This is a genomic window from uncultured Bacteroides sp., assembly GCF_910585845.1.
Lineage (GTDB): Bacteria > Bacteroidota > Bacteroidia > Bacteroidales > Bacteroidaceae > Bacteroides.
Genome location: NZ_CAJUHF010000001.1, coordinates 39999 through 64509, shown reverse-complemented (window position 1 = coordinate 64509; position 24511 = coordinate 39999). Strand labels below are relative to the sequence as shown.

The 24511-nt window shown below is 41.5% G+C and carries 33 protein-coding genes and 1 tRNA gene; 5 read left to right on the top strand and 29 right to left on the bottom strand.

Annotated features, from left to right (window positions below):
- Positions 1 to 2: 2 nt before the first annotated feature.
- From QZ323_RS00310 to QZ323_RS00185, 26 genes are all read right to left on the bottom strand, one after another.
- Positions 3 to 1433 carry a phage terminase large subunit gene (locus QZ323_RS00310; RefSeq protein ID WP_008642503.1) on the bottom strand — a complete coding sequence of 477 codons (1431 nt, stop codon included), beginning with the start codon at positions 1431 to 1433 and terminating at the stop codon, positions 3 to 5.
- Positions 1420 to 1812 (bottom strand): hypothetical protein, encoded by a 393-nt coding sequence (locus QZ323_RS00305; RefSeq protein ID WP_226766595.1) that lies wholly within the window; start codon positions 1810 to 1812, stop codon positions 1420 to 1422. The genes QZ323_RS00310 and QZ323_RS00305 overlap by 14 nt, the downstream gene beginning before the upstream one ends.
- Positions 1813 to 1994: 182 nt before the next feature.
- Positions 1995 to 2234, bottom strand: a complete 240-nt coding sequence (locus QZ323_RS00300; protein WP_005655447.1) for a hypothetical protein — start codon at positions 2232 to 2234, stop codon at positions 1995 to 1997.
- 32 nt (positions 2235 to 2266) lie between these two features.
- Complete coding sequence (locus QZ323_RS00295; RefSeq protein ID WP_005655448.1) at positions 2267 to 2872, bottom strand: hypothetical protein; 606 nt, start codon at positions 2870 to 2872, stop codon at positions 2267 to 2269.
- A gap of 6 nt (positions 2873 to 2878) precedes the next feature.
- The gene (locus QZ323_RS00290; protein ID WP_032530958.1) at positions 2879 to 3994 is read right to left on the bottom strand and encodes a DUF4417 domain-containing protein; all 1116 of its coding nucleotides are present in this window, start codon (positions 3992 to 3994) and stop codon (positions 2879 to 2881) included.
- Complete coding sequence (locus QZ323_RS00285; protein ID WP_065539758.1) at positions 3984 to 4421, bottom strand: hypothetical protein; 438 nt, start codon at positions 4419 to 4421, stop codon at positions 3984 to 3986. The genes QZ323_RS00290 and QZ323_RS00285 overlap by 11 nt, the downstream gene beginning before the upstream one ends.
- 84 nt (positions 4422 to 4505) lie before the next feature.
- The gene (locus tag QZ323_RS00280) at positions 4506 to 4841 is read right to left on the bottom strand and encodes a hypothetical protein (protein ID WP_294631904.1); all 336 of its coding nucleotides are present in this window, start codon (positions 4839 to 4841) and stop codon (positions 4506 to 4508) included.
- Positions 4842 to 4945: 104 nt separating this feature from the next.
- A complete protein-coding gene (locus tag QZ323_RS00275) occupies positions 4946 to 5362 on the bottom strand; it encodes a hypothetical protein (RefSeq protein WP_065539760.1) in 417 nt (138 codons plus the stop codon).
- Positions 5359 to 5616: a demethylase gene (locus QZ323_RS00270; protein WP_065539761.1), complete on the bottom strand. Its 258-nt coding sequence runs from the start codon at positions 5614 to 5616 to the stop codon at positions 5359 to 5361. The genes QZ323_RS00275 and QZ323_RS00270 overlap by 4 nt, the downstream gene beginning before the upstream one ends.
- A gap of 1 nt (position 5617) precedes the next feature.
- Positions 5618 to 6625 carry a Fe-S-oxidoreductase gene (locus QZ323_RS00265; RefSeq protein WP_065539762.1) on the bottom strand — a complete coding sequence of 336 codons (1008 nt, stop codon included), beginning with the start codon at positions 6623 to 6625 and terminating at the stop codon, positions 5618 to 5620.
- A 352-nt stretch (positions 6626 to 6977) separates the two neighbouring features.
- Positions 6978 to 7793: a ParB/RepB/Spo0J family partition protein gene (locus tag QZ323_RS00260; RefSeq protein WP_065539763.1), complete on the bottom strand. Its 816-nt coding sequence runs from the start codon at positions 7791 to 7793 to the stop codon at positions 6978 to 6980.
- A gap of 320 nt (positions 7794 to 8113) precedes the next feature.
- Entirely contained in the window at positions 8114 to 8584 is a 471-nt protein-coding gene (locus tag QZ323_RS00255) for a hypothetical protein (protein ID WP_294631903.1), read from the bottom strand.
- Positions 8585 to 8591: 7 nt separating this feature from the next.
- Positions 8592 to 8855 (bottom strand): hypothetical protein, encoded by a 264-nt coding sequence (locus QZ323_RS00250; RefSeq protein WP_007219318.1) that lies wholly within the window; start codon positions 8853 to 8855, stop codon positions 8592 to 8594.
- A complete protein-coding gene (locus QZ323_RS00245) occupies positions 8852 to 9511 on the bottom strand; it encodes an AAA family ATPase (protein WP_226812473.1) in 660 nt (219 codons plus the stop codon). The genes QZ323_RS00250 and QZ323_RS00245 overlap by 4 nt, the downstream gene beginning before the upstream one ends.
- Positions 9432 to 10247 (bottom strand): hypothetical protein, encoded by an 816-nt coding sequence (locus QZ323_RS00240; protein WP_065539765.1) that lies wholly within the window; start codon positions 10245 to 10247, stop codon positions 9432 to 9434. Before QZ323_RS00240 ends, QZ323_RS00245 begins: the two co-directional genes overlap by 80 nt.
- A gap of 47 nt (positions 10248 to 10294) precedes the next feature.
- A complete protein-coding gene (locus QZ323_RS00235; RefSeq protein ID WP_065539766.1) occupies positions 10295 to 11053 on the bottom strand; it encodes a hypothetical protein in 759 nt (252 codons plus the stop codon).
- 26 nt (positions 11054 to 11079) lie between these two features.
- Positions 11080 to 11514, bottom strand: coding sequence for a hypothetical protein (locus QZ323_RS00230; RefSeq protein ID WP_007219315.1), 435 nt, complete (start codon positions 11512 to 11514; stop codon positions 11080 to 11082).
- A gap of 44 nt (positions 11515 to 11558) precedes the next feature.
- Positions 11559 to 12140 carry a hypothetical protein gene (locus tag QZ323_RS00225; protein ID WP_294631902.1) on the bottom strand — a complete coding sequence of 194 codons (582 nt, stop codon included), beginning with the start codon at positions 12138 to 12140 and terminating at the stop codon, positions 11559 to 11561.
- 131 nt (positions 12141 to 12271) lie between these two features.
- The gene (locus QZ323_RS00220) at positions 12272 to 12703 is read right to left on the bottom strand and encodes a hypothetical protein (RefSeq protein ID WP_065539768.1); all 432 of its coding nucleotides are present in this window, start codon (positions 12701 to 12703) and stop codon (positions 12272 to 12274) included.
- A 4-nt stretch (positions 12704 to 12707) separates the two neighbouring features.
- Positions 12708 to 13436, bottom strand: a complete 729-nt coding sequence (locus QZ323_RS00215; RefSeq protein WP_065539769.1) for an MBL fold metallo-hydrolase — start codon at positions 13434 to 13436, stop codon at positions 12708 to 12710.
- Positions 13437 to 13442: 6 nt separating this feature from the next.
- Positions 13443 to 14381, bottom strand: coding sequence for a recombinase RecT (locus tag QZ323_RS00210; RefSeq protein WP_008642484.1), 939 nt, complete (start codon positions 14379 to 14381; stop codon positions 13443 to 13445).
- Between the two features lie 8 nt (positions 14382 to 14389).
- Positions 14390 to 16318 carry a hypothetical protein gene (locus QZ323_RS00205; RefSeq protein ID WP_287132995.1) on the bottom strand — a complete coding sequence of 643 codons (1929 nt, stop codon included), beginning with the start codon at positions 16316 to 16318 and terminating at the stop codon, positions 14390 to 14392.
- 34 nt (positions 16319 to 16352) lie between these two features.
- Positions 16353 to 16637 (bottom strand): hypothetical protein, encoded by a 285-nt coding sequence (locus QZ323_RS00200; protein WP_005655479.1) that lies wholly within the window; start codon positions 16635 to 16637, stop codon positions 16353 to 16355.
- Between the two features lie 3 nt (positions 16638 to 16640).
- The gene (locus QZ323_RS00195) at positions 16641 to 16853 is read right to left on the bottom strand and encodes a hypothetical protein (RefSeq protein WP_008642482.1); all 213 of its coding nucleotides are present in this window, start codon (positions 16851 to 16853) and stop codon (positions 16641 to 16643) included.
- Positions 16854 to 16867: 14 nt separating this feature from the next.
- Complete coding sequence (locus QZ323_RS00190; RefSeq protein ID WP_005655483.1) at positions 16868 to 17419, bottom strand: helix-turn-helix transcriptional regulator; 552 nt, start codon at positions 17417 to 17419, stop codon at positions 16868 to 16870.
- Positions 17416 to 17661 carry a hypothetical protein gene (locus QZ323_RS00185; RefSeq protein WP_005655486.1) on the bottom strand — a complete coding sequence of 82 codons (246 nt, stop codon included), beginning with the start codon at positions 17659 to 17661 and terminating at the stop codon, positions 17416 to 17418. The genes QZ323_RS00190 and QZ323_RS00185 overlap by 4 nt, the downstream gene beginning before the upstream one ends.
- Before the next feature lie 143 nt (positions 17662 to 17804).
- On the opposite strand from QZ323_RS00185, the gene QZ323_RS00180 reads away from it, so the two are divergent.
- Genes QZ323_RS00180 through QZ323_RS00170 form a run of 3 tightly spaced genes read left to right on the top strand, consistent with a single transcriptional unit; the run spans position 17805 to position 18736 of the window.
- Entirely contained in the window at positions 17805 to 18248 is a 444-nt protein-coding gene (locus QZ323_RS00180; RefSeq protein ID WP_032592280.1) for a helix-turn-helix transcriptional regulator, read from the top strand.
- A gap of 30 nt (positions 18249 to 18278) precedes the next feature.
- Complete coding sequence (locus tag QZ323_RS00175) at positions 18279 to 18479, top strand: hypothetical protein (RefSeq protein ID WP_032592282.1); 201 nt, start codon at positions 18279 to 18281, stop codon at positions 18477 to 18479.
- A gap of 23 nt (positions 18480 to 18502) precedes the next feature.
- Positions 18503 to 18736 carry a hypothetical protein gene (locus QZ323_RS00170; protein WP_005650572.1) on the top strand — a complete coding sequence of 78 codons (234 nt, stop codon included), beginning with the start codon at positions 18503 to 18505 and terminating at the stop codon, positions 18734 to 18736.
- A gap of 164 nt (positions 18737 to 18900) precedes the next feature.
- Here the strand turns inward: QZ323_RS00170 and QZ323_RS00165 are convergent, their stop codons facing one another.
- Complete coding sequence (locus QZ323_RS00165) at positions 18901 to 19143, bottom strand: hypothetical protein (RefSeq protein WP_005655492.1); 243 nt, start codon at positions 19141 to 19143, stop codon at positions 18901 to 18903.
- 362 nt (positions 19144 to 19505) lie between these two features.
- Between QZ323_RS00165 and QZ323_RS00160 the strand changes: the two genes are divergently transcribed.
- The gene (locus QZ323_RS00160) at positions 19506 to 20228 is read left to right on the top strand and encodes a DUF4468 domain-containing protein (RefSeq protein WP_005655493.1); all 723 of its coding nucleotides are present in this window, start codon (positions 19506 to 19508) and stop codon (positions 20226 to 20228) included.
- Between the two features lie 498 nt (positions 20229 to 20726).
- On the opposite strand, the gene QZ323_RS00155 is transcribed toward QZ323_RS00160, so the two are convergent.
- Positions 20727 to 22049: a phage integrase SAM-like domain-containing protein gene (locus tag QZ323_RS00155; protein ID WP_005655495.1), complete on the bottom strand. Its 1323-nt coding sequence runs from the start codon at positions 22047 to 22049 to the stop codon at positions 20727 to 20729.
- Positions 22050 to 22156: 107 nt separating this feature from the next.
- Positions 22157 to 22228: transfer RNA gene (locus QZ323_RS00150), tRNA-Arg, on the bottom strand.
- 432 nt (positions 22229 to 22660) lie between these two features.
- On the opposite strand from QZ323_RS00150, the gene QZ323_RS00145 reads away from it, so the two are divergent.
- The gene (locus tag QZ323_RS00145) at positions 22661 to 24508 is read left to right on the top strand and encodes a 2-oxoacid:acceptor oxidoreductase subunit alpha (protein WP_294631901.1); all 1848 of its coding nucleotides are present in this window, start codon (positions 22661 to 22663) and stop codon (positions 24506 to 24508) included.
- Positions 24509 to 24511 lie beyond the last annotated feature (3 nt).

Here is a 24511-nt window from a genome sequence, read left to right as displayed (position 1 = left end):
TTTTAAGCGGTTATACCTAATCTGCGTTCTATATCATCGGGTATATCATACTCGTTATAGTCAAACCATGCTCGCATCAGAAACATATCCCTCCAGTCCGGGGAACAACCAATATCCATCTTGATTTCTTCTTTGGGTTTCAATTTTAGTTTCCCGTCCGAATCAGCTTTCCATGTTTGCAGTTGTTCCAGTTCCCTTATGATTTCTTCCTTATCGGCAGTGCTTATCAAATCCTCATCTATCCCCACTTCCGTAGCGTTTATGTGGTCTGCCAGCTTGTAGCCGCATTGAGTCTGTAGGTTTTGGTAGTTTTCACCATTGAAAGGGGTAGAGTTGTTCACGAATCCCTGAATGTCGCAATTATCCACCACTCCACCGCCTACACCGTCCTCATCAACGATACATTTATGGTTGGGTATTCTATACTTCTTTTGCTTGTTGATTATCCACGTCTGAATGTCGGTAGTCTTAGACACGGGAAAACATTGTAGCTCTATGATATGCCAACCGTCCCAAACGGCAAGACGGGCATAGTCAGCTCCGAAGCGTGCAATATCGCCTGTAATATAGTTTGTACCTGTCTTGATTGAAATCTTATTCCCGAATATCTCACAGATTGCATCATGTGAACAAAGGGCGTTGGGGTTATCGTCATATTCCCAATTACCTTTCAAAAGACGTTCACGCTTTACTTTATCCTTTGTGGTTTTCAAGCCCTCTATATAATCGGGGTCTATGAATGGATTTTCTTGTACAAGGCAAGCAAGGTAGTACATATATTCGGGCAATTCCCCTTTCTTATCCGGCTTGTAGAATGTATCATACATCCAATTCTTTTTAGGGTTGCACGTAATGAATAACTTTCGCCTCAACCCCAGTTCATTGTTAAGGTGTCGCCCGATACGTGTTTTCAATGTATCATAAGCTCCAAAATTCACCTCGCCACCCTCTTCAATCCAGCCGCCTGTATATTCGATTGAGCCGTAACGCTCATACAGAGGGTCGCCCGGCTTATATTGCAAGTCCAGCAAGTCAATGCGTGAACCGTTGAAAAATTCGATATAATTGTATTGCCCGTTATACTTGTACAAGGTATCATCAACCCCATATTGATTGCAAACCTTGTAAAATGTGATAAGTGTAGATTGTGTGATACGCTTTAACTCGGCACGTCCGATAAACCACTTTGAACCGGGATAACAGAGGCACATAAACAGAAGCCACACCGCACCCGTCCATGATTTTGCACCCCCGGCAGCACCTCCGTACAAAAGTTCAACGTGTTCATTGTCGGTAAGTATCTTCAAAGCGTGTTCTTGCTTCTCATGCTTCAAACCATCCTTTACGGTGATGAAGTCGAAACAACCACGCTTGAAAAGCTCAATCTTCACTGCAAGTGCCATCGGCACGTCTGTAACCTTACTTCGTGCCATTGCCTGCCTTTATTTTTTCCAGCAAGGAATTGTATTGTAGCAACTCATCCGTAGTAAGAGCCGACAAATCCATGCTGTTGTTGGTTACTTGTGCGTTTACTTCGCTCTCTATCTGTTGGGTGGGTTTACCGAAAACCCTATCAAACAGACTATCTACCGTATAAGTCCTACCATAGCGAATATCTGCGTTAATGGCAGACACCACATTTAGCACCCACACGGGCGTTTTCTTGTTGGGCGTTCCGTCTTTGTTCTTAACCAACCCCTCCAAAGTTTCGGGCGTACTTTCCATCAAGAAACGGATAACCTTATAGTAGTCCTCTTTGCTCATTTCCGGAGCTACCTTTTTGCCCGTAATATCTTTGATGTATTTATACACGGACGGCTTCCTACCCGAATTTTGGGGTTGGTTATCAGATGAAAATCTATTCCCTATTTTATTTCCTTTCTCAAAAAGTGCCATCCGTTGATTTATCGTTGGTTTATGTGTTCTGCAAACACATTTATGAAGTAAAGAAAATCGGATAGCGTGATACCGTCCGATTCCCTTTACCCGGTTAATTATTCTATGATACTCTCTTGTGCCTTGTACTTATCCCAAAACCAAAGGATGGTATCACCGCCCTTTTCGTCTATCATTTCATCGTAGGCATCCAATTCCTCCAAAAGGGCGTTCGCCTTGTCAATTACCGAAGTGAGATGCTTTTGCTGATAATCATCAGCATTCCAAACCTCGATTTCACCATTTAATTGCTGCTTGATTACCTTAATCTCATCAGCGGTTAATTCTATCTTCTCCATGTTGCATTGAATTAATTTAAGCAAAAATACCTCTATAGTTTGTATTTCTTGCAGATTTCCTTTACTTTCTTGGTATATTTATCACTTTTACCATGTATCGCTTTAGTAACGGTTTCAGCCCAGAACTCCGACACATTGGTTTCCGCATACTTTCCATACCCGGATTTCTTATTGTCTTTCTTCCAAGACTTAAATAATTTATTCACTTCCTTTCCAGCCGCTTTTTGGTTTGCCCCTGTCATATTTGCATTCCATGTAGCGTGTGCCAACTCATGTGTTACGGTATGGGCTACCGCTTTGTTGGTTTTCGTACTCCACCCACTCGCATAGCCTCTCTTGTGTGAAGCTTCCACAGCTTTTTTCGTTTGCATGAAATGCTTTTTATTAAGGTAAACACCCTCCGACTTCCCATTAGCCGTAACGTGTACGCCATAAGTGCCAGCCGATAGTTCTGCCAACTTTACATTCTTTTGCCTTACACCAAGTACGGAATGATAGCGTGAAATAGCTTCTTTGGTTGCCTTATACAGAGCCGGGTCTTTCATGTTTACCAAAGGCTCAGGCTTACCAACAGAGCCTTTATATGTTGCATCACCCGGTTGCAGTCCTCCACGTGTTCCACTTGAATTTCGTCCCATAATACTTTACTTCTTTTTTGCGTTAATAAAATCTGTGACGTACAACAGCCCATGTTCACGGCAGAACTTCTGAATTTCCGTACCCCCACCATAAACGATAAGGTTTGGTTTTTCAAGCCCGCTTATTTCTTGGGCTACTTGCAAATCAGATTTAAGGCTTTCCATCCAACCGTCCAGCCCACGGGTAAAGAAAGCATTATATCCTTTGGGAATACCCATTTTGTTGTACTCAATAAACTTGTGAGAAACATTCAAGTCAGCATAAACCTTGATTCCGCATTCTTGGAAGTAACGAGAAAGCCAACGTTTCTTGTAGATAAGCTGAATGCCCCACGCTACAGGCGTTTGGTCGTGGCAACTACAATTCGGCTCTACCACCGCCTTGCATCCGCTTGTGAGTAAATTTATCGGGTCTTTGAAAAGAGCCTCAAAGCGATAATCGTCCACATAGAAATGATATGTCGCCACATCTTTACGCAAACGGCTGTTAGCACCCCACGGAGATAAAGGCAATTCTACCTTTCCAGCTTGCATATCCAATAAGAGATTGGGAATTTCAAAGACGTTATCGCTTTCATAAAGAACGTCCTTAAACATGGAACGGTAGAAAGATTCCTTTTCGGCTTCTTCCTCGCTTTGTTCCTCATCGTCCATTTCTTCCTCTGCGCTTTGGTCGGCTTCCGTTTCCTCTGCCTCTTTAGCCGCTTTCTTCTTACCCTTTCCGGGCTTCTCATCATCGGATGGAAAATCAAGCCCAATAAAGCCGAAATCTACATCTTTCCAAAACTCATCCATTTGTAAGGCATTGTAAGCCCAATCGCCATTGTTGATATTATCCCTCAGAATAATATCCTTTTCCTCATCCGGGGTCAGTTCCGAATAAAGAATAACGGGCACATCGGCAAGTTTCAGCTTTCTTGCAGCCTTCAAGCGTTGGTTTCCTGCCAATACCACCAGTTTACCGTCACGCTCCATAACCGCCAAAGGTCGGTGTTTCCAAAAGCCGTTTATCTTTATGGAATCCACCAGCCTTTCAAAGTCATTCTTCGTAATGGTACGTGGATTTTCAGGCAACAAAACCAGCTCCGAAACTTTCTTGTATGTAATCTCACTACATTTCATTCTCAACCTCCGTTTCGTCTTTGGTTTCGTCATTCTCCGAAGAATGGGAATCCGGCATTAATTGTTCCTCATCATCTTCTACACAGAAGCCCTTTCTAAAAAGTTCACAGAGCTTCACAAAGCGGTAACGCCTGCGGTACTTCACATATACCAGCTTTGCACCTACGGAATCTTTGCCAATGGCATAGAAAGAACCCCGGTAATCAACGGGCAATGCCACCGCACCATAGATACTAACCGAATCATCGGACACGCTCGTAATGGTTGCGTGCCTATCGTATTTGCCATTGATATAAACGTGTATCTTTTCCCCTTGCTTCAAATGCTCTTTTGGGGCAAACCTCCAAAAGTTCCTACCTATATACTCAGACATGAGCAACAAGGCTAAAAAAAACAGCGTTAATCCGATAAGAATATACATACCCATAGCTTATTTGTTTACTTGGTGAATCATATTGCAAATATACTAAATATGCGTTTATCAAACACATATTTGACCGTAAAAAGAATACTAAAAGCCATAAACCAACATTGCGCCATCACGTCCATGCTCATTTGTCTGTTTTTGCCATCCAGTCAAAGCCCTAAACCGTTCTTGTGTCAGCTTGGTTACATTGCGTTTCGGGGCAACCATTTCATACTCCACGCCCAACTCTTTTAGATAATCATCCCATATAGAGGCATCCCGTTTCACAGAGCCTACACCTTGCAACTTCTTACGTTCCATTTCACGGCTCATACGTTCCGTTCCGAACCACGTTCTTTGCCGGGGGTCTTCCACCCTTACAATCACTTTGTCACCTATACCAGCCTTATACTCATCATACAAGGAACGTACACGCTCCATCGCTTTATGTATAGGCAAAGAGCATACTTGAAGTAGGGAACGCTGCTTGCTATCCCAAACAGCGAACCCAGTATTTACACCCGTATCAATCCCTACATAAATCATTATTCAGCCTCCATTTCTCCGTTGGGAATCTGATACAGAATAACGCCCTTAATCTCGTTTGCTTCGGCTCTATCTCCGAAAATCTGAGCCATCATAAGGTTATTAGGCAGATATTTGTACCTCACCTCTTTAATGAGCGGCAAACCTATCGGGGCTTCACTTATCACGTGCAACGTCCATAGCCCATCATCTTTAGATATGGTTACAAAGGCATTCTTATAGAGGAAAGAACCAACTTTATACACTCCGTAATCATCCACATCGGTAAAATCCGCTTTTGCAGTTTCTTCCAGCTTCTTTATGAAGTCGGGGCGCATACGCTTCTTTTTCTTCTTGAAGTATTCAGGGTAAACCACCATACCTTTGTTCTCTGCGTTGGCTTTCGCCAATTTTGCTTGCAATTCCTCTTTGCTCATAGGTCAAATAAATTTTTATAATACTCAAAATTCTTGTTTTCTATCTTTATATCTTCCGGGTAATGAGTGGCGCATCCGTACCATTCATTGTAGCATTTAGGACAAAACCAGCAATTTAGCACGGCTACATAATAGCCAGTATTAGAAGTACCGTTACATCTATCGCAAATACCAATACCGCCAATTTTAGCCAACTCGTTTCGGCTCAATTCAATCACCTTAAACCTTTTGGGGTTATCTACTATTTTAGCCATATCAGTATATTGTTTCTTGGTAACTTGAAGTAGGAACTTTCCCGGATAGGATAGCGTTGCCACACGTGATAAGCCCGTTATCTTCATCATAAGAGGGGACAAACACAATAACATCGAATCCGTTGCCTTTCAAATCTTCCTCCACGGCTTTATATGGGGTAAACAGCTCATAGCCTCCGCTTGTGTGCAAATCGTTCTCATCACAGCTATTTGTTCGGTGCAATGGGGTAATCTTACACATAAATTTATCGGGGTTGAAAAGCTCTCTCAAACGCTTGCCGTCTATATGCGTATCATCAGCCAAAGCAAAGTTTAAGGCATATTTCCTGCCAACAGGCATAGGCAGCGACTTTCCAATTTCTGATATTTCACCAAGTGAAAGCGAACTACCCGAAAACAGATAATTTCTTTCTTCATCATTCGTTGTATTGATGGAGAATTGAAGTCCGGCATCACCTTTATAAAACTCGTTCTTTATGTAACACCACTTATGTAAGAACTCAACCAGCTTCTTATTTTTCTTTGGCAGCATTGTACTTATAACCGGGTGTACCAAAGAATCGCCTATAAACGGCTCTATGTCTTTCTTTATACTGATTGCATGAAGCAACACATTTGCGTTCCATGTAGGCTCTCCCATACGTGCATAATGTATGTTTAGACGTTTCGTGTGCTTCACTTCCGGGTGTTGCTTGATAGCCGTTAGCACTTCTCCTTTCAAATCATTAAAAGTGGCATTTCTCCCAATACCCACTTTTGGAACATCGCAGAACTTGCAGCCCATAGAGCAACCGTACTGTGTGGAAATGGTAATCACCCATTTTTCAGTAAGAGGCATCGGCTCGCCATTGGGTACACCGTTCAAATCACGGGTAATCCCCAAAAAGTCCGCTTTGATATTAGCGTTCTTACCATAATCTCCAACCGTAAGGAACTCCAACATTCCCTTTTCACCTATAGCGGTATATATTTCGCCCGTAGGCACTACTATCTTCTTTTTAATTTCCATATCTTCAAATCATTAAAATGCAAATACTACTTTTTCACCATTCATAGCCCTTTTTCGCAGGGTGGGGTATCGCTCATAAACTTTGTTAGCCATATCCTCAATATCGAATTTGAAAGCCGGGCAATACCTATATCTGAAAGCCGCATAAAAGCGGTCATTCAGCATTATGTCAATCATCAGCGTTTTCATGCCATCTATTTACCACAACAAGGTAATTTAGTGTTAAACACGTCTTTCAGCCATTGTTTGTACGGGAGAATTGGCTTACCGTATAAAGTCATATTGGCTTTGTAGCTCTCATACATTTGTTTGCGGAAATCCGCAGGTATTTGTTCCTTTTCTTTCCTCAGTTTCATTTTATACCCTCTTTCTTGTATTCTCTCATCGCTTGGCTAAGGCTTTCCGTCTTATCCAGTAGCTTTGCCAGCTTATCCACGTCCACGATAACCTCACCATCCAAATAAGCCCAAACCTTTCTCAGAGCTTCCGCAATGGCTTTTGCTTCTTTAGAATCTTTCAGAGAATTAAGAACCTCCTTATTGGTAGCTGTAGCCCTACCGTTTTCTTTGGCGTTATCCACAGCCGACTTTGCAGCATTTACCTGTTCTTTCTCACTGCCATAATTGGCGGCAATCTCCTTAGCTGCCTTAACCGACAATTCCCCTTTCATAATCCTTTCTTGAATGTACGGGGGCAAATCCAACAAGGAAAGGCATTTGCTTATGAAAGCCGGGCTTTTCTTGAACTTATCCGCTATCTCAACTTGGCTATATCCAAATTCTTCTTTGAAACGTCTGAACATGATAGCGCACTCGTATTCGGTAAATTTCTTACCCTCGTTACGCATCATCTGTTGAATGTACAATTCTTCAGTAGAAGCGTCCTTTCGGGCTTTCATGGCACGAACATAAGGAATATCCGCACCCTCGGATATAGCCAACATGGTAGCCCTATACCTGCGTTCACCATCCACCAATTTGTATTTCTCGTTGCCATCATCATCCTTAAAGGCTATAACCGTCAGAGGATTTAAAACACCCTTTGCCTTTATTTGCTCTTTCAGTTCGTCAAGGTCAAAATCACGTCTTACATTGAAACCGTCCACAACCACGATATTACGGGGGTCAATCAAAAACAGGTCTGTATTTTTTGTTTTATTCGTTTCCATACTACTATCATTTATTGGGCTTATAATGTTTACAATACTTCTTTCTTGCTGTTATGCGCCTACCTAATTTGTAGCAATACATTTGGGTTGTATGAGGATAACACCAATAGTATTTACATTCGCTACAGTGTCTTATTTCATTCATACTTGCAATTGAATTTGCCACAATTACATTTGAAATGAGGAAGTACACCTTTGGGGTCTGTATATTTAGTACCACCCTTAACTATTGTATGAGCCATACAGCAATAAGCACTATAACCGTCCCTTATTTTTTTCAACTTCATAAAAGAGCAATTATTACAAATCTTTTCCATGTCTTAGTATCTAAAAGAGGTAAAATGAATAACAACACCTTCAAAAACATTCTCTTTGTTGTTCCCGAAAAACCATTCTACAAAGTCCTCCACGCTCAAACCATCATTCTTTGCTACTTCATGGATTGAAACTTTCTTGTTGTCTACCCATACTTTGGGCATGGTATCATCGCTTCCATAGGTCATAGTAATATGCTGTAAACCTATCTTCTCATACCGGGCAAATTCCCGTTGCTCTGAGTTGTACGGTCTGCCCGTCCATTCACGCACTGAAAGATATTTTTTACCGGATGCAATATCTTTATATCTCTTATCCCACACGCCATTTTTATTGTAGCGTATAGTATGTATCTTCTTATGCTCTTTTAGTTTGCCCTCAAACTCTGTAGGCTTTCCAGCCAAAGAATGTGTAACCGGGAATACACGGCATAAGGTCACAACCACTTTTTTCTTTTCTGATTTTTGGTGTTGCATAGCTTTATTATTTACTTGGTGTATTACTCGCTGAATAATAAGCAAGCGTTATCACATCCCACATTTCGCTCACAATGGCAAACGAAAATGTCTTATCCGGGTGGGTACTACTTGGCATATCCAGCATTTCTTTTTGTATCGCCTCGTTCCAATAATGGCAATCGGGCGTGTAGTTAGATTGAAAGCTATTAATGCTTGCAATAAGTTCGTTGTAATACGCTTCACCGAAAGCATTAATGAGCTTTGTTTTGTTTCTGAGCGCAAATCTCATTTTCGATAGCTTTTTTGGCTGTAGTGCAGCCGTTCAAACATTTCTTCCATTCTATCAGCAATACGCTCTCCGTACCTGTCGCCAAATTCCTCATCTGCCAAATTGGAAGTGGCTATAGTGAATAGCTGCCTGTCATATCGGGCATAGATTAGTTCAGTAACCGGGGAAAACTCGTTGCCCCAACTTTTCACGCTTGCTGGTTCAGTGCCCACATCATCAATAAACAAAAGTTCTTGATTCTTTAGCTTGTTGAAATAAGTCGGGTCATCGGCTATTGACTTGGCAAGGTTCAGAGCTGATATGCGGTACACACCCTTTCTTTCGGAAGATAAATCACTATTGTATAAGATACCTATAATGTTGCATATCGCCTTTGCAAGCGTGGTTTTACCACTCCCTACCGTACCATACAGAAGCAAGCCGAACTTTCCGTTTCCGCAAAGGAACTTAGCTGCTTTGCCTATCTTTTCCAACGTGGCTTCATCCGAAACATACTTCATGTTTCTGCGCTCAACTTCTGACTGATAACACATCCTTAGCATTTCCGCTATGTCCTTTTCGGGAAACTTCTCAATCTTAAAGCGTGTCCCTAAAAGTCCTCTTTGCGCTTGGTTTGCCAATATCTGTTGCAATCGTTGTACCAGTTTGTTGTCCATATCTATTCATATTTTCGTAATACTTATCTTTTACCCAGCCCCTAATAGTCAGGTAATCGGATTTATACTTCTTACCCTTAGAACCTTTGTAATTGTTGAGAATATCAATCATCGCTTTAGCGGCTTCTTCGCCATATTCGGTACATAATTTTGCGTATTCATCACGTGTCAAAGTAACGTAATCAGCATAATTGTACTTCTTGGCTTTTGCAATCTTCCGCTGTTGTTCATCAGTCAGTGGCGGTGGATTCTCCGGCAAATCATCGGGAAATAGGTCTGCTTGCGCCCCGTGTTGCGTTTCAGCCGTTGGGGAAGGTGTATGTGGCATTTCTATCGGTGGCGTTTCCACAAGCGCATCAACTTTGGCTAATATCCGTTTACCCATAGTTACACCACCTTTTTTCCCAGCCTCAGACCGTTTTACCCGTATTGATTCCATCTTGACCATATCAGCGTTGTACAAAGCCCCATCATTCCTTACAGACAATAATTCAGCGTTAATCAATGATTCTATCAGCTCCTTTGTTCCACTTCCGTAAAGGGCTTCTAATTCATCAACCGTGTACGCACCGCCAATAGGTTTCAGCATAACCCCACGCTCTATACTCACCCACATACAGCAAAGCATATCCAGCCACAAGCCCTTACAAGCAAATGACAACCTCATAGCCGCATTGTTGGATAACCAAGCGGTGGCATCGAAAGGCATAGGCGGTATAATTTTTTTATTAGCCATATTATGAGCTGTTATAAGTGGGGGATTGCTCCCCCACGATATAGTATTTAGATTTCAAGAATAGCAATATCTGGGGCAATGGCACGAATACCGTCCAACACCTCATCAATACACTTATCTCTGTAGTCCTCTGCCAGTTCGTTAGCACCGGGCGAAACAAGTTGCAACAACACATCACCATTAGAAAGATAGTGGTCGAACTCAACTTCAATAGGTGTTTTTGCAGTTCCCTTGAAAATGGAGATGTTAATCGTGAAACTCTTGGGCAAATTACTTTCTACTTGTGAACGGTACACCTCAGCCATAGAGCCGGATGGGTCACGCTGTTTCTGAATTTCAGTCTTGGCGTTAGCCGTAAAGTTCTTTAACACCGAAACGAGCTTCATACAATCCTCTTTTTGCATAAATACGCCACGATTCAAACGCAGGAACTGCCCCAGTTTAGCAGGAATCCAGCCACATTCTCCGTTATTGATACCAAACTTTGAAAAGACTTCCGATAATTCCACCGTACCTACAAAGGTGTTTTTAGTGTAATAATCATCCTCATTCACGGTAAGCGTGATACTCATTTTCTCACGGTTTACCTTAACATTCGCACGCTTTTGGTCGATGGTGTCAATACGCTTTTCCAACCAATCTAACGGAGTTCTGATAACACCTGATACAGAAATACTTTCCGGTTGCTTAATGGGCAATTCGTCCAATGCTTTAGGAGCATTACCAATTCTGTACACTACTTCGATAGGTTTTTCACCCTTGTACTCACCGATGTTTACGGTTAATCCTTTTTCTTGATTTTCCATTTTACTAAAATTTAATGTGTTAATAATCAATCATTCGTGCCCGTTCTATCCGTTCTAATGGCACGGAATACGTTACGTTGTCTTTCTTCTTGCGTCATGGCACGTTGCTCCAGCAAATAACCCTCCGGGGTGTAGAATCCAACCATGCCCTCATCTTCATCTACAAACTTGAAGCAATCACCTTTTACATAATCGCCTCCGGCTTTCAACTCATCACGAACCTTTCCAATTCTCTCATCCAAAGGCTTAATTTTGGACTTGTATTCAGCTCTGATTCCAGCCAACTCATCTTCCAAATCAGCTTTTTGAATTGCTACGTTTGCAAGTTCAGCACGTCTTTCGTTAATCTGTTGCGTGTCAAATTTGCGTGTGTAGCTACGTTCTACAATTTGGTCGCAGCTATCACGTAGAATCTGTTCCCTTTGTTCCACCGGGGTATCGGCTAACATGATGTCTTTCATTTCACTTTATTTTTTAGTTGATAATATGTTTGATAAACACACTTTTATTTCAAACGATTTCCTACGGTAAAGTTGAATTTCAAATATTCAGCCCAAAGTTCAATGAATTGCTGCCCAAAATACTTAGCCTTTTCTTCCGTTTCTTGGCACAAGCGGAACCCAATGCCCGCATCCGCAGACGAGGAACGATAAAGCGCAGCCAGACAACCGAAACCCGCAAACGCACCAAGATCCGCATTAGCAGACACAAGGGCACCTCTTTGTTCGGGATTCATATCCTCAACCTCTTTCTTAGTCCATAAGGCAAACCACGGATACCAATACACTTTGCTTCCCTCTCCATCTGGCTTTGGTTGGAAATTTCTACCCCACAAAGCCCGGCTAATAGTTTCCAACTTCATAAGGGCTATGATATGATTGGGCAAATTATTAGGGTCTTCAAAAATAGGCTCACCAAGTGCCTTACAAGCATCCTCATACGTGCGAATTGTCTTGTAATCGTCCAGTGTAGGTTTTACCATTTCTTCCTTGCAGAACAAAGCCGCCAATATTTTCTTTGCTTCTCCACTTTCCGCTTCACGAAATGCAGCCGCTACTTCTTTCTCTGTAATTTCAAATGTTCTCATCTTTCAATGTTTTTAATTTGTTGATAATCTTTTTTGTTAATCTTATTGCGTTATCCACTCTCGTACTTTGTCCGGGTGGAATATTTGCTATCAAAATGGGCACTAAGCGTATCAGCTCAGATACCACGCTGTTAGGTATTCTTTTCATGGCTTCTCCAATATTTATCCGGGTCGGGAATATCCACATTCAGAAACTCTTTGGCGTACTCCCTCAGTTTTTCGCAATAGGTGGAGAATGTCACCGTGTCCATAGCGGCTGTAGAACACGGGAACTCTATAATCTCCCCCGTGTGCTTATTTACCACTTTGTCAGCCGTCATTTGAGCCTTAAAAAACTCATGCACTTGTTCTACTGAAACGAACTCCCAACCAGCTTCCAAAAGAGCGTCTAAAAGGATAGGGTAAATACACCCGAACAACCACCCGTTTTGGTCTAAAGAACGTGGCTTTCTGACTTTCTTAACCTCTATCCTATAGATACCATCCAAAGCGTTACGCATCCATTCGTATAGAGGCTTCAAATCAAATAACCCGTTTCTCTTTTCTACTTGGAGTTTAGCCATATCCTTATATTCTGTCTAAATCAATCGTTAAACCCAGCTTTGCCGCATAAACCACTTTCCCCGTATGCCTTTCCACTTCCGATATGAAATAAGGCTCATCGCTATTATTCTCGGAAAGGTGTAAAAGCACGATTTCCGAAACATGGGATAAGTCGTTTGCTTCCAAAAACCCCTTGCACGTAGTAAGCTCCATGTGTGAGGTAAGCAGACGTTCACGCTGTGAGGGCAACGTGCGCCCGGTTGTAATCGCCTCGATGAGCTTCTTATCAGAGTAATTGCACTCTATCAGCACATGGTTAAGCCCCTTGAACTGATATTCGCACATACAGCTATCGGTAAGAAATACCATCTTTCCCATATCGGGGTGGTCTATCAGATAGCCGACACATGGCACATCATGGCAAGCAGGAAAAGGAAGTACCTTAAAATTACCCATCTTATAGCCTTTGCCCTCTTTAACCACCAAAGAACGGGAATCCCAAACGCCCTTTGCAGTCCATACCTCCCGTAATGCCAACGTGTGAAATCCACTATCCACCATTGCCTTAATATATTTGGCGTGGTCGTTGTGGGCGTGCGTTACCACACACCCTACAACCTTTCTCAGATTGAAATCCAACGCTTTCTTGACTTCTTGGAAACGGATTCCAGCCTCTATAATCAGAGCTTCATTACCGTTATCCAAAATGTAACAGTTGCCACTACTACTTGAACCAAGAACTATCAGTTTCATACGCTATCAATATCCGGGGTCAATAGTTTCCGCTTGTTGCTCGCTTGACACGCTTTCAAAGCTCACATCTTCCGCATCAATCAACTGTTTGTTTGCGTAATTGTCGGTCAATATTTCACGCTGTGAAGTTTCGTCACCCTCGTAGTCATTGGTGATGGCATTTTGCATTTCTACGGACAAATAGCCGTATTTACTCAGTAAATTACGGATAACGGTTTTTTGTGCCATTCCGTGAAAGTTACCCATCCAACCAACCTTGTTGCTATCGGGAGAAACGGGCAAATTAGCCAAATTCAGCAACTTTTCAACCGTTACATCCTTATCGCTTGTGATGGCTTTACTGTATCGCTTTGCATGGTTTGCCATTTGCTCCACTGTCATGTACAAAGTCTTGCTAAAGCCGTTCATAAGTTCAAAGTAACAGAAATAGCCTATCACCTTATCGCTTTTCCTTTCACCGTCAAAGGCTATTTCCCCGGTCAGTTTGTTTACCTTGCGCAACTCACCATCATACACCACATCCGCATTGATGGTACGGTATTGTCCCGTGCGCATGGCAAGCTGAATATAACCCTTATAGCCCATTTGAAAAGTCGGCTCATACACTTTAATCCAGTTGCCCTTTTCATCCTTTTTGGAGTTTTTGAACGGGATAATGAAAGCATAGCCCAAAGCCTTGTTTATTGGCAAATGTAACGTGGCAGCTTTGAGTGCTTCCATTACCACCTGTTTAGGATTACAGAGTTGCAGATTGCTATCTCCGTTGTATAGGTCAATTACAGAGGCTACGAATGTTGCCGAATTTTTACCAAGCGCATTTTTGAATTGTTCTTGTACGCTTTCGGCATTCATCATGCTTTTAAGAATATCTACAGGCTTTCTTTGAGTAGCTACCTGCCCACCATTTGCAGCCTGTTGTATGGTTGTAGTCGCTTGCTGTGTCATAATCGCAATTATTTAATGGTTAGTTCTTTGTCCGTAGTTACCACCAGCCGGATAATCTGACTGAGTGATGGGATTATTTGATTCACGCTTTCCGCATTATCAACGAAAATCGGTGCAGATACCCCCTTTGCCGTGCAAATGGCATTGATTATATCTATTCCGGCATTGATTTGTCCGGCATTGTTCACGTCAAGGAAAGGTGTACCGTTCACGGTGCATACACACGTCAGTTTTTCGCCTCCGTTCAGTTGTTCGTTCACAAAGGAGAATGATACATATCTGAACATTCCGTTAATGCGTTTCAACAGCTCCGCATCCTTATCCTTTTGGAATTGGAGTGCCGTAAACTCCCATTTTTCAAGGTCTGCCAACTTTTGATTGTTGGCAATGCGCTTTTCTTCCAAAGAAGCGATTTCCTTTTCAGCCCTGCCGATTTGTTCACGGTTTGCCAAACGCTTGTATAAGCCTTGCACGGCTTCATTCAAAGTTCTTTTCTCCGATTGCAGTTCCGACACGTCCACAATCTTTGCATCCACTTTGAGCTGATTTTCAAGTTCGACAATCTCGTTCTTGATGTCAATGCAAGTTCGGTCGGATGCTATCATTGCTTCCACGTTTTGCGCCTCGGGGATAGAAGCCTTTGCTTGTTGAATATCGGCATTGATACGCTCTATCTTTTGTTCCAGCTCCTCGATTTCGGCATTGGTACGGTCTTTAAGCCCTTGCATTTCTTCAAGCCGTTGCTTTTTAGCCATGCCAGCCTCTTTATTCGCTTTCAGACGTGCCGCCTTATTAGCGTTAAAGTTGGCTTGCATTTCACGCTGCTTGGCTTCTATATCCTCAATTTCCAAAGGACGTTTGCAAGTGGGGCAAATAAATTCACCCTCATTATAGGTAAGTTCCTCCTTGCTGATAAATGAAAATTCACCACGCAATGCGGACAATTTGGTATTAAGCTTTTCTATCTCAATATCCATATCCGCAACCGATTGCCTTTTTCTGTCTAAAGAGGCTTTTTCAGTACGCAACGAATATTCCAATTCGTTCAGCTTCAAAGATGCCTCATTGCACCCTTTGTTAGCTTCTGTAGCGATTTCATTCATTCTACTATTGAGTTGTAGGCGTTTTTCACCTATTTGCTTTTGGATAAAAGCCTTACGTTGATATTCCTGCTCATTCAGCTTTGATTTGTCGGCAATTTGTTCCTCTATCTGCTGAATACGGGCATTTTTATCCTCAATCTCACTATCAATGGCTACCCAATCCTCTTCCTCCGGCATAAGTTTACGAGCCGTTTCTATCTGAGAGGGAATAACTGACAATTCATCTTTGCAAGCCTTTTTCTTGGCGGCTACCTCTTTGGCGTATTGGGCGATGCTCCTGCCGGACAACTGAGCCAGCAACTCCAAATATTCGGGCTTGGTCTGCGCTACGTCTTGGTCGGTAAGCGTTCCTACCATATCCAAAAGGATTTCTTTTTGCGCTTCCGGCTTCATTGATGTAAAGTAGAAAGGGTTGGTTATCATTCGGAAAACATCTTCCGGGATGATGGCAGCTACTTCACTATCATACTCCTTTTTGGTAGCCAACTTAACACCGTTCAAATAGAACTCTGTTGCATGATTCTTTAGGCTTTCTTCCGTAGTTCCACGTGGCTTGACCCAGTTTTCCACATAGCAGCGTTGCAGTGTTACCGTCTTGCCATCCACTGATAGTACACCAGTAACGGAGTGTTCAAGGTGCAAAATAGGCTTGCCGTCCGAATCCAACGTTTTAATGTTGAAATTACTATCCGACCGTCCCGTACTGTCTTTTCCAAAAAGAAGCCAAAGGAATGAATCGAACACAGTTGTTTTGCCCGTACCATTTTCTCCAGCAACCAGCGTTTCCGCATCGGAGAAACCGATATTTAGGCTTCTGATTCCCTTAAAATTCACAAGGGATAATGATTTTAATTTGATTGTTCGCATATCACTTATTAATTATAGAGTTGATTTTCTCTGATTTATCCACTGCCATAAGTTCGGCACGTGAATACAATACTTTGGAATGTATAGAGCTACCGCCACGGATAGTAGAAACTCTGCCGTCTTTTTGCCAGCGTTTCACCCGGCACTCTTGAAACAATCTGTATGCTTCACGTTGTGAAATGAGGTCTTTTGCCGGGATAGTCTGTTTTACATAGTTGGCAGCACCCAAAGAAGCCATTTCCATACAGAGATTCTTTAACTCGTATAGTTCCATCTGAATTGCCATAAGTCAGTCCTTTTTGTAGCGGTTCTTAAAATATTCTCTAACACTTACTATCCCATACTCATTGTCGGTATAGAAAACCCATGCCAGCCAAAAACAAGCCATAGCGGTAAAGAAGTGAAATGAGGCATTACAGAACAATGCCCCAGCAAGGGCAATAATGCCAAGAAGTAGCGTAACGCCACATTGGATAAGGTTTGCTAAAGTTTCTCCTTTCATCGGTGTTGCATTTGTTATTTGAAAAGATTGTTAGTCATAGCATACCGCATAAATTCAGCCATTGAATGTACTCCAACCTTTCGGAAACTGTTTTTTCTATGGTTGTTCACGGTATTTAAAGAGATAAACAGCTTTTCGGCTATTTCTGAATCGTTTTTCCCATCATAGAGCATTCGCATAACTTCTATTTGCCTATCGGACAACTTAGAGTTGAATTTAGGAGCGCAAATAACTTTATCATGTTTGCATTCTCCACGTAATGGACAACCTACAAACTCAAAATTAAAGTTCCAATTCTCATCTACATCAATCATGTTGTCATACAGACCGAAGTTGCATTTAATGAATCTACGCACCGCTATGAAATCCCGATACCTCTTGTTGTTTGAATTTTTAGAGTATATATCCATAAGCGCATCGTATGCTTCGGGATAAAACTCCCTCAGTATAGCCAAGAAAGCTTGGATAAAGTCGGTATCAGTTTCTTTCAACTGCCTTTCGGCTTCTCCGATAGGGCGCATAGTAACTTCACCCTCCGGGGTTGTGTAGAACTCTATAGCTTTCATTCTGTAACAGGAAATAAAATATCGGCTGGAACGCCCAGTTTATCACTAATCATCTTTTGTTTGAGGGCATCCGGCTTTTGTACGCCATGAATCCACATTCGTACCGTCTTGGTACTACACATACACAGAGCCGCTATTTCCTCCACAAACTCAGTTTTTGGAGCTTTTACAGCACTCCTTTCAGGCAATCCTTTGTAAATCTGAATAAAAGACTGATAGTCTTTTTGGGTTACTTTTTTCATTTTCTCTAATTTATATGTTCTACAAACACGCTTTTTGGCTATATTTGTAATGTCATTTATTTAATTACGCAACAAATATAGGCTATATATCCGAATATAACAAAACTTTTGGATATATTTTCTATTAAAAATATTCTATTTATATGCAACGATTTGATTTAAAGAGGTTTAGGCTTGATAGAAAACTTACTCAAAAGGAGTTGGCAGAGATATTAATGTGTAAACAAAACTATATTTCAAATATAGAAAACGGAATAAAACCTATTTCAAAAGAGAAATTGGATATATTGCAGTCTGAATTCGGTGATATTTCAAAATATTATTCGGATATATCACCAAAACAAAATACGGTATTAAAAGAAGTCACTCCCGAAGATTTCATGTTTGCTGGTGCTGACGCTTTTTCAAGACAAGTCGTAAAGATGATGAATGACAAGCTGATTGCACCTTATGGAATGTTAGTAGAAAAAGATAAGGAAATAGAACGGTTGAATAGATTGATAGGCAGATTGCAAAACGAAATAGAGGAACTTAAAAAGGGAAGTGCCCAAACGGAGAATCCTGCCGAATGTGCCAATGCCGTATAGTGTTTGGTTTAAAGCAAAGGAAGTATTGATATGGAAAAGTATTATAGAATGGTTATAGACCTCTACAAAGAAGTCCTTTTAATTAACCGGGTAAACCCTGATAGGGTATTAGATGCGCAAAGGGAAATATCCAACGCTATTACTACGGCTATAATAACCAATGAGCCTACAGGTGAATTGGAGTTGCTAAAATCCGATATAGAGAACTTGAAGAGCCATATATCGCAATGAATACCGTCATAAGCAAGCAAATAATGGAAAGGTTCTATAGTGCGCTGGATGCCATTATAGCCATGAAGAAAATAAGAGGAGTAAATACATACTGTAGGCTCAACAACATAGATAGAAGAAATTTTATTGCGCAAAGAAAAGACTTGGAGCGTGGATGGTTTCAATTATCTTGGTTGTATCCTATGGTTAAGGAGTATGGAGTAAGTGCCAAATGGCTGCTTACTGGATTTGGAAGAATGTTTGAAGAACAAAAATAGCCCCATGCAAACATTATTAGTCTGCATGGGGCTATTTCTTACAAATATTCCATATCACAAATTAGCAAGCCATTTCTTGCCAGATTTTGTTCTTAGCCAAATCATAAATGCACCCGTCACAACTATTCCAACGGTAAAGATAGCTCCTAACATTTCCATATCTATTATTTTAAAATTGTATTTCCTACTTTAGCAAGCATTATAGTCCAAACACTCCCTGCTGTCAAAACATACCAGTTTATACCAGCTTCCACATTGGCATATATCGGAGTTATTCCACCAAGAACCAAACCCGCAAATGTGAGTTGCGCCAAGTTAAAAAAGAATCCAGCAAGTTTTTCACGCCTCACTTTATCTTTCTCCTTGACTTCTTTCTTAGCTTCTTGTTGTACGCTCCAATTACCCATATAAACTACTATTTTCTACAAAGGTACAAAATCCCCGCTTATTTGGAAACAAAAACCTATATATTTTTGATACGTCATTATAAATATAACACTGCAAGACTATTTTTATAACAAATAATACACTATATTTGCTGCTGAATTAAAATATCACTAAATAGCATTGGCTATTGTTGTAGGGATTAAGAAAACGACCAAATTTCAGAAACAGCCCTCAGACAATTTGCTAATGCCTGCGCTTTGCGTGGGCATTACTCTTGTATGGGCTGTTAGGTGCTTGGTCGTACCTCTTAATCCTCGGAGTAATCCCACGCTTTCGTGTGTATTACAGTAGCTTGCTAAGTACAACCGTTAAATACACACTTATGAAAACTTTGCTAATGCTTTGCCTGATAGCTTTGATAACAGGAAATTCCTTTGCTCAAAACACGTATAGTGAAATTGGGGCTAAAACTGAATACATAACAGAGGTTAAGGGTTCAAAAGATTATTTGTTTTTAAATGCCCAACAGTGGGCGAGTACTAACACCACAGAGTGGGATTCGTCTATTGACACAAGCGATAAAGAAAGCGGGACAACCATTCTAAAAGTATCTTCATACCTATCTAAAAAAAATGGAGTAAACAGCTACTCTAAAATCAGAGTTAACATGAATGTGAAAATTGATTGTCGGGAAAACAAATACCGCATTATATTCTCAAACTTCACATCAAGTGTACAGCCTGATAGAAATGTCGAAACTGAATATCTTCCCACAAGTTCTTTAGAAAGTATGATTGAAGAGTTAGAGATGATTACCAAATTATCTGAATATGATTTTAAAAAAGAAACTTCATGGGGTTATGATAACATCATAAGCGTACGAGAAAAATACATTAGCCAAAATAAAGAGTACAAAGAAAAGATACTGACATTTGACAGTAATTCAAAAAAGGGGAAAAAAGAAATTAAATACCGGGAGAAGTGGATAAAAGAAAATGAGATTATTATTTCTTATTTAGATTACATCCTAAAAGGATTTGGTGATAAAGTCACTGAAATAAATAGTTCCATCAACAAGGTAATGAATGTAAGTGATGATTTTTGATACATAGAGGCGGTGCAATCAGCATCGCCTTTTTTTGTTCTTCCCCCACACCCCTATTTCATATATTTACTCTTAATTAACTATATAATATTATATATTAGTATATATTATCCCTTATAACTTGCATAAAATTTTGCCTAAGCAAAAATAGGCTTGTAAATCACTGAACTATAACAGCTTACAAATTTTGCTTAGGCAAACGCAAAAAGGCTATATTTTTGCTTAGGCAAAATAACGCTTATAACACACTGTATTTCAATCATTTGCAAATTTTGCTTAGGCAAAACACTATTTTTAGGCTTAAAAACAACTATTTATTTGATTATCAGAATATTATAATTTTTGCTTAGGCAAAATCATTTTGCTTAGGCAATTTGCTTAGGCAAAATTTGCAACTATCTGATTATCAGAGATAATACAGATTTAGAGGATAGATAAACACCTATTAAAATTTTGCCTAAGCAAAAATAGGCTTGTAAATCACTGAACTATAACAGCTTACAAATTTTGCTTAGGCAAAACACGCTTATTTTTGGGTATATACTTCTTTTCTGTTACATCATCCAAAGATAGCTTGACATAATCCAATACCTTACGGTTGGCAGCATCTATGCTGTCCCACGATTTCGCAATATAAATATCCGTCACTCTCATATTTTCGTCCACGTGGTTAAGAGCTGTGTGAACGGTGTATTTATCTACTCCGGCTTCATTGCTTGCAATGGTTGCCCATGTATGGCGGGCTGCGTAAAACTCCAAATCATCTATTCCCAAATCATCACCAATCTTTTTCAAACCCTTGTTAATTGCAGCCGTAAAGCTATCCACGCTTGAATACAGCTTGTAGAAATTAAAGACCCTTTGCCCGGTATGGTCTTTATATTTTTTCATAAGGGCTTTTAGTTCCGGCTCTATCCTCACAGATATTTCCGCTTTGTCGGCTCTCCGATTCTTTGTTTTTGTCCGTTGGTATGTAATTCGTCCTTTCTTCAAATCCGTACAAGTGTACAAATCTACCGCATTCATTCCGATTAGGCAGAAACTCAAAAGAAAGACATCCTTTGCGAGATTGTACCTGTTTGTCCCCGGTTGCATAATCAAAGAATAAGGCAGCTCCGAAAATTTACGAAGTAAATCCGTAGAAATAGCCCTTTTTCTTGTAACTGGAACTTTTGGAATTTCCACCCTCTTAAAAGGAGAATAGGGAATGCGTATCAGCCCGGCATCCTCATCGTTAAACTCTTTCTTTGCTCGGTTGTGTATGGCTCTTAGCTGGGATATATATAGGCTCTGTGCCCTTTCTCCGTGATTGGCTTCGGGTTTGGAACGTGCCGGATTCTCTTTTATCCACTTTATCCAATCATTGATAAACTTAACCGTGATTTCTTTTATGCTCACGCTATCCCTGCCAACAAAGCGTACAAGGTTGTTAATAGCTACTTGGTAAGAAAGCGCATTGCCTGTATGCCCGGTTTCCTTTAAGTGCAATATGTATTGACGGGCATAAGCCACTATATCCAAATCGAAGTGTTCCCCATTGTCGTTAGTGATTGCATCTACCACCTGCTCAACGGTCATGGATTTAAGCCGTTCCCCCATGCGGTCACAAATGGAACGGTATTTCTTTATCATATCATCGGTGGCATCTATGTACTTTTGGTTTTTCAATTTGAAAGTCGTGCGTGTCAAATCATCCTTTGTCACGTAGTAAGTGGTCGGGATGTACTTTTTCCTCTTTTGGTGTATAACCCTTATCTTTATATTATATGTGCCGTCAGCCCTTTTTTGGTGAGCGTACACCTCTGCTTTGAATGTAGCCATAATCTTTGTAGAACTATAGTAGAACTTTTATCCGCAAATATACCTATTTTTTGCTGTAAATGCTGTAAAAAAAGAAGTCCACCCCGTAATGGAATGGACTTGAAAAGTAGCTCCGAGGGGAATCGAACCCCTATCTAAAATTTAGGAAATTCTTGTTCTATCCGTTGAACTACAGAGCCTTATGTAATAATTATCGTTATAACTTCCTTTTCTTATTTACTATAAATCTAAATTTTACTACCTTTGCCATTGTTTGGAAGAACATACGTTTAGGAAACTTCTATTCTATCCGTTGAACTACAGGACCTCCAGCAAAATCTGATTTGTGGTTGCAAAGATAAGGCATTCTTCCGATTTAACAAGGCGGAACGAATATTTTATCAAGAAGATTATGAATCCAATTGTTAGATAGTGGTTGGCAAATACGCCTATTTTTCCCACTTTCTTCTATCATATAGATACAGATTACCTCTAAAAGATTTTGCTAATTCACATAACTTTGCGACATTTGCAAGTGCATCTCTGAAAATGCACAGTTTAAGGTATGTTCCAATTTCATAGGAACATTACCTAAAAAAGATCCTATAAATTAATCATAGTAATACAGAATTATGGCAAACGACATGATGGTAAAAGAACTGGATCAAGTGGTAGTCCGCTTCTCCGGTGACTCCGGCGACGGTATGCAGCTCGCCGGCAACATCTTCTCAACAGTATCGGCTACGGTGGGAAACGACATCAGTACCTTCCCCGACTATCCGGCAGACATCCGTGCCCCGCAAGGTTCTCTGACCGGCGTATCGGGCTTTCAGGTACACATCGGCGCCGGCAAGGTATTCACCCCGGGCGACCAGTGCGACGTACTGGTGGCAATGAATGCCGCCGCGTTGAAAACACAATATAAGTTTGCTAAATCTACCGCGTGCATCATCATCGACACGGACTGCTTCCAGGCTTCCGACCTCCAGAAAGCTGCTTTCAAAACCGACAATCCCATCGAGGAAATGGGCATCAAGCAGGACGTCATCGCAGCTCCCATCTCGCAGATGGTGAAAGACTGCCTTGCCGATACGGGCATGGATAACAAATCGATGCTGAAATGCCGCAACATGTTCGCTCTCGGTTTGGTGTGCTGGCTGTTCAATCGCGACCTGAAAATCGCCGAAGACTTCCTGAAAGAGAAATTCGCCCGCAAACCGGGCATAGCGGAAGCCAACATCAAAGTGATACATGCCGGATACGACTACGGACATAATACACACGCCTCCGTGGCACATACCTATAAGATAGAGAGCAAGACCAAGACTCCCGGTCTCTACATGGACATCATGGGTAACAAGGCTACAGCCTACGGTTTCATTGCCGCTGCCGAGAAAGCCGGACTGAAACTGTTCTTGGGTTCTTACCCTATCACTCCCGCTACCGACGTATTGCACGAACTTGCCAAACATAAATCACTGGGTGTAGTCACCGTACAGTGCGAAGACGAAATTTCCGGCTGTGCCACTGCTGTAGGCGCTTCTTTTGGCGGCGCACTGGCCATTACCACGACTTCCGGTCCGGGTATCTGCCTGAAATCAGAAGCTATGAACCTGGCAGTCATCACCGAGCTGCCGTTAGTAGTGCTCGACGTACAGCGTGGTGGTCCGTCTACCGGTCTGCCCACCAAGTCGGAACAAACCGACCTGTTGCAAGTTCTCTTCGGACGTAATGGCGAAAGCCCCATGCCGGTGATTGCAGCTACATCGCCCACCAACTGCTTCGATGCAGCCTACGCAGCATGTAAGATGGCATTGGAACACATGACCCCGGTAGTGCTGCTCACAGATGCTTTCGTGGCCAACGGCTCCGGTGCATGGCGTCTGCCCGATCTGGATAGCTATCCCGACATCAAACCGCAGTACGTAACTCCGGAAATGAAAGACAATTATACCCCCTATAAGCGTAATCCGGAAAACCAGGCACGTTACTGGGCCATCCCGGGACAGGAAGGATATACTCACATCCTCGGCGGTCTGGAAAAGGACAGCAACACAGGCTCCATCTCCACCGATCCCGAAAACCATGACTTGATGTGCCGTCTGCGTGCAGAGAAGGTAGAACGAATCACTGTTCCCGATGTAGAAGTGCAAGGTTGTGCAGACGATGCAGACCTGCTGATTGTCGGTTTCGGAGGAACATACGGACACTTGTATTCTGCAATGGATGAGCTGAACAAAGCTGGAAAGAAAACTGCTTTGGCACACTTCTCCTACATCAACCCGCTGCCGAAGAATACAGCCGAAGTACTGAAGAGATATAAGAAAGTGGTAGTTGCCGAACAGAACTTAGGACAGTTTGCCGGATATCTCCGCATGAAAGTGGACAATTTCGCACCCTACCAATTCAATGAAGTAAAAGGACAGCCGTTCGTGGTGAGCGAACTGGTGGAAGCCTTCAGTAAAATAATGGAAAACTAAAAG